Raw genomic sequence first — 9713 nt, 5'->3', positions numbered from 1 at the left:
CGCGCGGCCGGGACGGCGGGCACTGCGGGCGGCCCCGGCGGGTCAGCCGGCGGCCAGCAGCTCCCGGTAGCGGTCCGCGTGGCCGGCGAGCTCGGGGTCGCTCAGGGCGCGGGCGTCCTGGACGGCGAACGGCGGCCGGTAGTCCATCCCGACGAGGTTGGCGGTGGCGGCGTAGGGGAGGAGCAGGTCCGGCAGCGCCCGGTGCGCCCTCCCGCCCGGGCGGTACGCGGCGGCGGGACCGCCCGTCGAGGTGGCCACCCGCAGCGACCTGCCGCGCAGGGCCTCGCCGCCGGGGCCGTAGGCGAAGCCCTCCGTGAGCACCTCGTCCAGCCACTCCTTCAGCAGCGGCGGCGAGGAGTACCACTGCAGCGGGAACTGGAACACCACGTGGTCGTGGGCGGCGAGCAGCTTCTGCTCGAACCCGGCGTCGACCGGCGTCGCCGGGGCGTCCGCCCGCCGGGAGCGCGGATAGGCGGCGTACAGGTCGTGGACGGTGACGGACGGGACGCTCCGGGCGGCCCGGGCCAGTGCCGCGTTGACCCGGGAGGCCGCCAGATCGGGGTGGGCGAGCAGGACGAGGGTGCGGGTGTCGTCGGTGGTCATGACGAGCAGCCTGCGCCGGACGCCGTCCGGCTGCCAGGCATCCGCTGTGCCTACACCCCGCAGGTGCAGGCAACACCCGTGCGCCCGGGGGAGACTGGGCGTCATGACCCCATCGCAGGACGCCCCGGCGCCCCACCGCGAACTCGGCGCCTTCCTCCGCTCCCGGCGGGCCGGACTGCGCCCGGAGGACGTCGGGCTGCCGACGTTCGGTGGCCGGCGCCGCGTCCCCGGGCTGCGCCGCGAGGAGCTGGCGCAGCTGGCCGGGGTGAGCGCCGGGTACTACACGCGGCTCGAACAGGGGCTGAGCCCGAACGCCTCGGACGCCGTCCTGGACGCGGTCGCCCGGGTGCTGCGCCTGGACGCCACCGAACGCGCCCACCTCTACGCGCTGGCCCGTCCGGTGCCCCGGCCGCGGCACTGCACGCTGCGCCCCGAGCGGGTGCGCCCGTCGGTGCGGGTGCTGGTCGACTCGCTCGGCTGCGCCCCGGTGCTGGTGATCGGGCGGTTCTTCGACGTCCTGGCCTGGAACCCGCTCGCCCACGCGCTGCTGGCCGGACACCTCGACCCGGCCGCCCCGGACCGCCCCGCCGACCGGCCCAACCTCGCCCGGCTGCTGTTCCTCGACCCGCACCTGCGCGAACTGTTCGAGGACTGGCCGAGCAAGGCCCGCACCGCGGTGGCCGATCTGCGGATGATCGCCGGCCGCTACCCGGGTGCGCCGGGGCTGGCCGCCCTGGTCGGTGAACTGAGCCTGGCGAGCGAGGAGTTCGCACGGCTGTGGGCCACCCACTCGGTGCTCTGCAACGGCACCGACCACCGGGTGTACCGGCACCCGCTGGTCGGCCGGCTGGAGCTGACCACCGAGTACCTGGTGCTGCCGAAGGACGAGGGGCAGCGGGTGGCCGTGTACACGGCCGAGCCGGGTTCGCCCTCCGAGGCGGGGCTGCGGCTGCTGGCCGGCCTGACCGCCGCGCCTCAGCCGCCGTCCCCGTCCACGGCCCGGCCCCCGTCCACGGACGCCGGGGCGTGCGGGAACGGGCAGCCGCCGGAGGAGGAACCCGCGCCCTCGAACGTCCCCAGGTCGCTGATCCGGTAGCCGTGGGGATAGCCGGGGTAGCTGCGCACCTGCCGGCCGTCCCGGCCGAGGTGCGGCCTGCGGCGCGGCGGCAGCAGCCGCACGAAACGCCCGCGCAGCCGCATCCCCGCGCGCACGGCGCCGCGCACCGCGGCCGGCGGGGCGGGGTAGCCGAAGGCCTCGCGCAGCGGGTCGTCTAGCAGGCAGACCGAGGAGAGCCGCATCGCCGGCCGCACCGGCAGCGGGTACCAGGAGGCCATCAGGCCGAGCGTCGCGTCGGAGACCGCCCGGCCGGCCGGGTCGAAGGCGAAGTGCTCGCGCTCGTAGTCGTCGAGCAGCCGCTCGAACTCCTCGTAGGTCTCCGGGATGCCGCTCAGGCCCATGTGCCGGCCCAGCTCGCGGTAGTAGTTGACCGCCGCCCGGATCTCGTGCGGGGAGAGGCGGCGCCAGCCGTAGTCGTCCATCCACCGCTTGGGCGTCACCACGAACGTCGCGAGCACGTACCGGAAGTCGTCGTTCGAGATGTCGTACCGGCGGTGCATCCGGTTCATCCGGCGGATCGCCTCCCGCCCCCGGGAGGAGTCGAAGCCGTGCTCGACCACCGCCTCCAGGATCAGCAGGGTGTCGTCGTACCGCTTCTGGGTGCGACCGGTGAACTCGCCGGTGCGGGCGAGCAGCCGGCCGATGCCGGGCACGGCGTAGGTGCGGTAGAGCGCGAAGCCGAGTGACTGGATGTAGTCCCAGGGGAACTCGTACCAGCTGCTGATCCGGTAGATCTCGGTGAACTGCGTCTCCGGATCCATCCGCTGAATCGTCTTCAGCCAGTCGTATCGCTGCACGGATCCCGACCCTAGGCGCGTGGTCGGCGCCGGGTCAACGACGTCGCTCCCGGGGGCGCGCGGGCGCAGCCGCTACGTTCTTGCCGCGGACGGCGCCGGGGATGTCGAGATCGCGCGGCCGGCTCCGACCCTTCCGTGAAAGCCCAGGACGAACGAGGAGCGCAACGATGAAGTACATGCTGCTGATGCAGTTCAGCTCGAAGGACCTCGACATCCCGAAGGTCGAGGAGTGGCCGGTCGAGGACGTCCGGGTGCACGTCCAGTACATGCGGGACCTCAACGCCGAGCTCCACGGCACCGGCGAACTCGTCGACGCCCAGGGCCTGGCCGGGCCGGAGACCGCCCGGATCGTGCGCGCCGGCGGCGGCGTACCGGTGGTCAGCGACGGCCCCTTCGCGGAGACCAAGGAGTGGCTGGCCGGCTGGTGGATCGTGGACTGCGCCGACGAGCCGCGCGCGATCGCGATCGCGGCCGAGGTCTCCGCCGCCCCCGGCCCGGGCGGCAGGCCCCTCGACATGCCGGTCGAGGTGCGCCGGATCATGTCCGAGCCGCCCGTCGAGGTCTGAACGCCGGCCCCTGCCCACCCGGGCCGTCCGCCCACAGCGATCAGCCGACTGCGCCCGGCCCGGGTGGGCAGGTACTCGGCCATGACCTCCTCCACCGCCCCCGCCCTCCCGGACTTCTCCGGTGAGGTGGCCGCCTACTACGCCGAGTACCGCCGCGGCTGTCCGCCGGCCGTCTTCGACACCCTCGTCCGCGCCTTCGGCCTGGACGCCCACCCCGGCATCGGCGACCTCGCGCTCGACCTCGGCTGCGGCACCGGCCAGCTCGCCCTGCCGCTCGCCGCCCGGGTCCGGACCGTCATCGGTCTGGACCCGGAACCGGACATGCTCCGCGGGGCCCGGGCCGCCGCCGACCGGGCCGGCGTGCGCAACGCGCTGTGGCTGCTCGGCACCGACGCGGACGTCCCCGCCCTCGCGGACCTGCTGCCCGGCGACCGCCCGCTCGGCGTCACCGTGATCGGCAACGCCCTGCACTGGATGCGCTCCGAGGAGCTCTTCCGGGCCCTGCGCCCCCGCACCCGTGCGGGCGGCGGGGTCGCCGTGATCGCCAACGGCACACCGGTCTGGGCCCAGGACACCGACTGGTCGCAGGCCCTGCGCGGCGCGCTGGAGGAGCACTTCGGCCGCCCGGTCACCGCCTCCTGCGGCACCGGCGCGGCCGAACGCGAGCGCTACGCCGCCGAGCTGGCGGCGGCCGGCTTCACGGACGTGCGGGAGACGGTGATCGCGTACGAGGACGCCCTCACCCCCGACCGGCTCCTGGGCACCCTCTACTCCGCGATCCCCGCCCCGCAGCTCCCCTCCGACGCCGACCGGCCGGCCTTCGCCGCCCGGCTGCTCGCCGCCCTCCCCGCCCCGCCCACCGCCGCCGGCTACCCGGAGGAGGTCCGGATCTCCCTGCTCACCGGCCGCGCCTAGGGTGCGCCCTCGAACCCCGGGGCGGCTCAGCCGAGCTCGTAGCCGAAGGTGAACGGGACGGGCGACTCGCCGGGGCGGTAGTGGTAGCCGCCGGTGCCGCGCAGGCCGGTGAGCTCGCCGGTGGCGCTGCCGGGGACCACCTCGAAGGTGCAGCGGACGGTGCCGTCCTCCTCGAAGGTGCCGCGCTCCTCCACGACGAATCCCCCGGCGCGGCCGTCCAGCCGGCCGGTGAACCGCTGCAGGCCGGTGAAGCCGCCGGTGTTCGCGGTGGCGTAGACGAGGACGTACTCGCAGACGGTCGCGGCCGCCTCGATGCCGCCGGTGAAGGTGTTGACGACGGAGGCCCGGGCCAGCCGGGGCAGGGTCTCCGCCGGTCCGATCGGGGTCTCCGTCCAGTCGGTGTAGCCGAAGCCGCCGGTGACGGTGGTGGATGCGTTCATGGTCGTCCTCAGGGTGGTGCCTCCGGGCCGGCGCGCGGCGGGTGTGCCGCGCGCCCGGTGATCACTCTGGCGCCCGTACCTGACACCTTCTGTCAGGTACGGGCGCCAGAATGAGGGGCATGCGCGCCGACCGGCTCCTCGCCCTGCTGCTCCTGCTCCAGAACCGCGGCCGGATGACCGCCGGGGAACTCGCGGCCGAGCTGGAGGTGTCGGTCCGCACCGTCTACCGGGACGTCGAGGCGCTGGCCGCGTCCGGGGTGCCGGTGACCGCCGACCGGGGCCCCGAGGGCGGCTACCGGCTGATGGACGGCTACCGCACCCGGCTCACCGGCCTCACCGACGCCGAGGCCGACGCGCTGTTCCTCACCGGCGCCCCGGGGCCGGCCCGCGACCTCGGGCTCGGCGCGGTGCTGACCACCGCCCAGCTCAAGCTCCAGGCGGCGCTGCCCGCCGAACTCGCCGACCGCACCCGCCGCGTCCAGGACCGCTTCCACCTCGACGCCCCGGCATGGTTCCGCGACGCCGACCCGGTCACCCATCTGGCCCCGGTGGCGCGGGCGGTCTGGGAGCAGCGGGTGCTGCGCGTCCACTACCGCCGCTGGCGCGGCGAGGTGCACCGGGAACTGCACCCGCTGGGCCTCGTCCTCAAGGGCGGCATCTGGTACCTGGTCGCCGGTGCGGCGGCCGCCGGCGACCCCGAGCAGGCCGTCCGCACCTACCGGGTCTCCCGGCTGCTCGCCGTCGAGGTCGCCGAGGAGGCCTTCGAGCGCCCCGTCGGCTTCGACCTGGCCGCCCACTGGGCCGAGACCGCCCGCCGGCTGACCGCCGCCCTCCACCGGCAGACCGCCCGGCTGCGGGTCTCCCCGCAGGCCCGGAAGCTGCTCCCGATGCAGTTCGGCGCCGCCGGTGCCCGGGCCGTGGCCGCCGCCGGGCCGCCCGGGGCCGACGGGTGGGTGGAGGTGGACCTCGCCGTCGAGAACACGGCGGTGGCCGTCGGGGACCTCCTGCGGCTCGGCCCGGAGGCCGTGGTGCTCGGCCCGCCCGACCTGCGCGCGGCCGTCGCGGACGCCGCCACCGCCGTCGCCCGCCACTACGCCTGAACGGGCGACCGCCCGAGCGGGCACCTACGCCTGGGCGGGCCGTTGCGCCTGGGCGGACTGCTGCGCCGGGGCCGGCCGCGAGGCCCCGGCCGCCCGCCGGGCGGCGTCCTCGACGCGGGCCAGGTGACCGGCCCACCAGGCGGCGTCGCCGGGCGCGGTGTTCTCCCCGCCCTGCCGCTGGCCGGTCCTGCCGTCGACGAGTTCGCGGACGATGTCGGCGTGTCCGGCGTGCCGCTGGGTCTCGGCGGTCATGTGGACGAGGCCGTGGTGCAGCGTCACCTCGCTGCGCCTGCCCCACGGCACCCGGCCGACCGCGTCCAGCGGCAGCGCGGCGATCGTGGCGTCGGCGTGCGCCTGGGCCGCGCGGTAATGGTCGACGATCTGCTCCCGGCTCTCCTCCGGGGTGGCCCAGAAGTCGGAGTTGGGCTCGGCGTCCCCGGTGATCCATGGCCGGGGCGCGTCGAACGGCCGCCCGAAGGTCTCCCCGAAGTACAGGGCCTCCGCCGCCGTCATGTGCTTGACGAGCCCCAGCAGATTGGTCCCGGTCGGCGTCAGCGGCCGGCGGATGTCGTACTCGGAGAGTCCTTCGAGCTTCCAGAGCAGGGCGTCCCGGGCGTCCTGCAGATAGACGAGCAGGTCCTTCTTGAACGCTTCGAGCGTCTCATCGGTCATGCCGGCCAGTCTGCCGCCGCCGTTCCCGTCGTTCACCGGCTTTTCCGGCCCGGGAGTACGGCGCGCTCACCGCCCCTCCACGGGCAGCAGGCCGCGCTCGCCGAAGACCTTCTTGGCGACGAAGGTGGCGTTCAGGGCCTTGGGGAAGCCGCAGTACGCGGCGGAGTGCAGCAGGACCTCGGTGATCTCGGCGGGCGTGAGGCCGACGTTGAGGGCGGCGTTGAGGTGCACGTCGAGCTGCGGTTCGCAGCCGCCGAGTGCGGTGAGCATGCCCAGGGTGACCAACTGCCGGTCGCGAGGCGGCAGTCCAGGCCGGCTGTAGATCTCGCCGAAGCCCCAGGCGACCACCTGGTGGGCGAGTTCGGGGTGGATGTCGGCGAGTGCGTCGATCACCCGCTGTCCGGCCTCGCCGTCGACGGAGGTGAGCACGGCCAGCCCCCGCTCGAATCGCTCCTCGCGCGTGGTGGCGGCGCTGTCGCTGCTGCTGTCCGTGCTCATGGGGTTCTCCGTTCCCGGCTCGTCCGCGGTGCGTCGTGCCGTCGAAGCTATGAGGTGGAGTCCACTCGAAGTCAAGCATCGCCGCGGCGGCCCCGGCGGCGCCGTTCCGTCCGAGCTGAGCAGCGGGAATGCCGGTGGTTATCATGCGGACGGGGGAGTTGTGCGGACACGGGGGGAGTCGATCGGTGGACCGGGAGGCGTGGTCGGGAGGGCTGCGGTTCGAGGTGCTGGGGCCGGTGCGCGGCCTGCGGGACGGGGTGGAGCTGGCGCTCGGATCGCCGCAGCAGCAGGGCCTGCTGCTCGCCCTGCTGTTCCGGGCGGGCCGGCAGGTGTCGGGCGCCCAACTGGTCGACGACCTGTGGGGCGAGGACCCGCCGGCCAGCGCACACGGCGTCATCCGCACCTATGTGCACCGGCTGCGCCGGATCCTCGGGCCGGACGTGCTGACCTCGCTCGGCGGCGGCTACCTGCTGGTGGCCGGGCCCGACGGCCTGGACACCGCCCGGTGCGAGACGCTGCTGGCCCGGGCGCGGACGCTGCGCGCCGAGGGGCGGCCCGCGCAGGCGGCGGCCGTGCTGCGGACGGCGCTGGCGCTCTGGCGCGGCGAGCCGATGTCCGGGGTGCCCGGGCCCTACGTGCAGCGCCGGCGCCGGGAGTGGGAGGAGCGCCGGCTCGCCGTCCTGGAGTCGTGCCTGGAGGCGGAGGTCGAGGGCGGCCGGTGGGCGGAGTCGGTCGCCGAACTGGCGGCCCTGGCCGAGGAGCACCCGCTGCGCGAACGGCTCTCGGAGCTGCTGATGCTCGCGCTCTACCGCTCCGGACGGCAGGCCGACGCGCTGGAGGTGTACCGGGCGGCGGACCGCCGGCTGCGCACCGAGCTGGGCGTCGGCGCCGGCCCGGGACTGCGCGATCTGCAGGGGCGGATCCTCGCGGCGGACGAGACCCTGGCGGCGCCCGGGCCGGAGCCGTCGGCGCAGCCCCTGCCGCCGCCCGCCCCGGAACCGGCCGCCCTGCTCCGGCCCGACCAACTCCCCGCCGCCGTCGCCGACTTCACCGGCCGGTCGGCCGAGGTGGCGGCGCTGCGGGCCGCCCTGCGGCAGCCGGGCTGCGTGCCCGTGGCGGCGGTCGCGGGCATGGGCGGGGTCGGCAAGACCGCGCTCGCCCTGCACGTCGCGCACGGTCTCGCCGAGGAGTTCCCGGACGGCCGGCTCTACCTCGACCTGCACGGTGCGGACGGCCGCCCGGCCCGCCCCGAGGAGGCGCTGGCGGTCTTCCTGCGCTCCCTCGGCGTCCCCGGCGAGGCGATCCCGGCCAGGCCGGCCGAACGGGCGGCCCGCTACCGTTCGTTGCTCGCGGGGCGGCGGGTCCTGGTGCTGCTCGACAACGCGCGCGACGCCGAGCAGATCAGGCCGCTGCTCCCGGGCGGCGCGGGCTGCGCCGTCCTGGTCACCAGCCGGACCCGGATCGGCGCGCTGCCCAACGCCCGCTTCACCGAACTGCCGGTGCTGCCCGCGGAGGAGGCGGTCACCCTGCTGACCCGGGTGGTGGGCGCCGAACGGGTGGCGGCGGAGGATGCTTCGGCCCGTGAACTCGTCCGGCTCTGCGGTCAGTTGCCGCTGGCGGTCCGGATCCTCGCGGCCCGGCTGGCCTGCCGCCCGGGCTGGAGCGTCGCCCGGCTGGTGGAGCAACTGGGCGGAGAGCGCTATCGGTTGGACGCGCTGCGCAGCGGGGATCTCGCGGTCGACTCGTCGTTCCGCTTCGGGTACGACCTGCTGGACGCCGAACAGGCCCGCGCCTTCCGGCTGTTGGCCGTCCCCGAGGTGCCGGACCTGTCGGCGGCGCAGGTGGCGGCGGTCCTGGACCGGCCGGGGCCGGACGCCGAGGCGCTGGCCGAGTCCCTGGTGGACTGCTCGATGCTGGAGGTCGCGGCGAGCCCCGACCGCTACCGCTACCACGATCTGCTGCGGGCCTTCGCCCAGCGGGTCGACCGGCCCGGCCCGGACGGTGCCGACGATCCGGGCAGCCCTGACGACCCGGCCGGTCGTGCGGAGGCCGACGACGAGCGGGCGGCCGCGCTGGCCCGGCTGGTGGACCACCACCACGCCGGGGTGACGGCCGCGCTCCGGTCGCCCGCGGCACCGGCCGCCTCCCCGGCGGTCGGGGACTACGTGGCCGTCGGGGCCCTGGTGCGCCAGTGCGCGACGCTCCCGGGCCGGTCCCCGGGGGCGGCGCCCGGCCTCGACCGGCTCGCCGAACTCCTGCTGGGCGCATGCCTGTCGGCGGACTCCGGGCACGCCACCCGGCCGCTCGGCCACGCCGCCAACGCCCTGCTGCACGCCGCCCTGCGGGAGGGCGGCCGGACGGCGGAGGCCCGGGCGCGCCTGGTGCTCGGCCGGCTGCTGGCCGAGGTCGGCTCCGCGTCCTCGGCCCTCACCGAACTGCTCCGGGCCCGCGACCTGTGCACCGCGCACGGACTGCCGCAGCCGCTGCTCGCCCTCGTGCACGGCTCGCTCGCCGCCTGCTTCGTCCAACTCGGCCGCCCGGACGAGGCGGTGGCCGGGTTCTCGGCCGCGGTCGCGGTCTGGCAGCGGGTCGGCGACCGGCGCGCCCTGGCCGCCGAACTGCTGGAGCTGGCGGGGGCGTTCGCCCGCCAGGGCCGGTTCGGCGCGGCGGGCCGGGTGGTCGACCAGTCCCTGGTGATCGGTCACGACCTGGCCGACCACGAGCTGGAGGCCCGGGCCCGGGACTCGCTCGGTTCGATCGCCCACGAGCTCGGCCGTTACGACCAGGCGGTCGCCCATCGGCGGGCGGCCCTCGCCCTGACCGGCCCGGAGGACCACCGGCGCACCGGCCGGATCCTGCTGCGCCTCGGCGAGTCGCTGCGCGCGGCCGGGCGCGCCCCGGAGGCGGCCGAGGCGGCGGAACGCGCGGTCGAGGCGCTGACCCTGGACGGGGACCACCGCGGCCGCGGCCTGGCCCTGGCCGCGCTCGGCGACGCGCTGGCGGAC

9 protein-coding genes and 1 pseudogene are annotated in these 9713 nt (G+C 76.1%); 5 read left to right on the top strand and 5 right to left on the bottom strand.

What is annotated here, in order from left to right; all coding sequences use genetic code 11:
* Nucleotides 1-42 precede the first annotated feature (42 nt).
* The gene (locus tag ACFXAM_RS35575) at nt 43-603 is read right to left on the bottom strand and encodes an NAD(P)H-dependent oxidoreductase (RefSeq protein WP_380297699.1); all 561 of its coding nucleotides are present in this window, start codon (nt 601-603) and stop codon (nt 43-45) included.
* A 103-nt stretch (nt 604-706) separates the two neighbouring features.
* On the opposite strand from ACFXAM_RS35575, the pseudogene ACFXAM_RS35570 reads away from it, so the two are divergent.
* A pseudogene (locus ACFXAM_RS35570) lies at nt 707-1600 on the top strand (helix-turn-helix transcriptional regulator); the annotation flags it as partial.
* Here ACFXAM_RS35570 and ACFXAM_RS35565 read toward each other — a convergent pair.
* A complete protein-coding gene (locus ACFXAM_RS35565; protein WP_380297697.1) occupies nt 1579-2517 on the bottom strand; it encodes an oxygenase MpaB family protein in 939 nt (312 codons plus the stop codon). The pseudogene ACFXAM_RS35570 and the gene ACFXAM_RS35565 overlap by 22 nt on opposite strands.
* A gap of 167 nt (nt 2518-2684) precedes the next feature.
* Here ACFXAM_RS35565 and ACFXAM_RS35560 point away from each other — a divergent pair, with 167 nt between their 5' ends.
* Nucleotides 2685-3083 (top strand): YciI family protein, encoded by a 399-nt coding sequence (locus ACFXAM_RS35560; protein WP_380297695.1) that lies wholly within the window; start codon nt 2685-2687, stop codon nt 3081-3083.
* 81 nt (nt 3084-3164) lie between these two features.
* Nucleotides 3165-3998 carry a class I SAM-dependent methyltransferase gene (locus ACFXAM_RS35555; RefSeq protein ID WP_380297693.1) on the top strand — a complete coding sequence of 278 codons (834 nt, stop codon included), beginning with the start codon at nt 3165-3167 and terminating at the stop codon, nt 3996-3998.
* Between the two features lie 26 nt (nt 3999-4024).
* Here the strand turns inward: ACFXAM_RS35555 and ACFXAM_RS35550 are convergent, their stop codons facing one another.
* Complete coding sequence (locus tag ACFXAM_RS35550; RefSeq protein ID WP_380297691.1) at nt 4025-4438, bottom strand: DUF3224 domain-containing protein; 414 nt, start codon at nt 4436-4438, stop codon at nt 4025-4027.
* Between the two features lie 119 nt (nt 4439-4557).
* Here ACFXAM_RS35550 and ACFXAM_RS35545 point away from each other — a divergent pair, with 119 nt between their 5' ends.
* Nucleotides 4558-5538 carry a helix-turn-helix transcriptional regulator gene (locus ACFXAM_RS35545; RefSeq protein ID WP_380297689.1) on the top strand — a complete coding sequence of 327 codons (981 nt, stop codon included), beginning with the start codon at nt 4558-4560 and terminating at the stop codon, nt 5536-5538.
* Nucleotides 5539-5562: 24 nt separating this feature from the next.
* Here the strand turns inward: ACFXAM_RS35545 and ACFXAM_RS35540 are convergent, their stop codons facing one another.
* Nucleotides 5563-6210: a DinB family protein gene (locus ACFXAM_RS35540; protein WP_380297688.1), complete on the bottom strand. Its 648-nt coding sequence runs from the start codon at nt 6208-6210 to the stop codon at nt 5563-5565.
* Nucleotides 6211-6276: 66 nt separating this feature from the next.
* Nucleotides 6277-6708, bottom strand: a complete 432-nt coding sequence (locus tag ACFXAM_RS35535; protein ID WP_380297687.1) for a carboxymuconolactone decarboxylase family protein — start codon at nt 6706-6708, stop codon at nt 6277-6279.
* A 185-nt stretch (nt 6709-6893) separates the two neighbouring features.
* On the opposite strand from ACFXAM_RS35535, the gene ACFXAM_RS35530 reads away from it, so the two are divergent.
* The coding region (locus tag ACFXAM_RS35530; protein ID WP_380297685.1) for a BTAD domain-containing putative transcriptional regulator at nt 6894-9713 on the top strand (2820 nt) is incomplete at its 3' end.

Origin of the sequence: Kitasatospora sp. NPDC059462, assembly GCF_042749955.1 — a bacterium.
Lineage (GTDB): Bacteria > Actinomycetota > Actinomycetes > Streptomycetales > Streptomycetaceae > Kitasatospora.
Note: the sequence above shows the minus strand (reverse complement) of the source record. Positions and strands in the feature narration are given on the sequence as shown.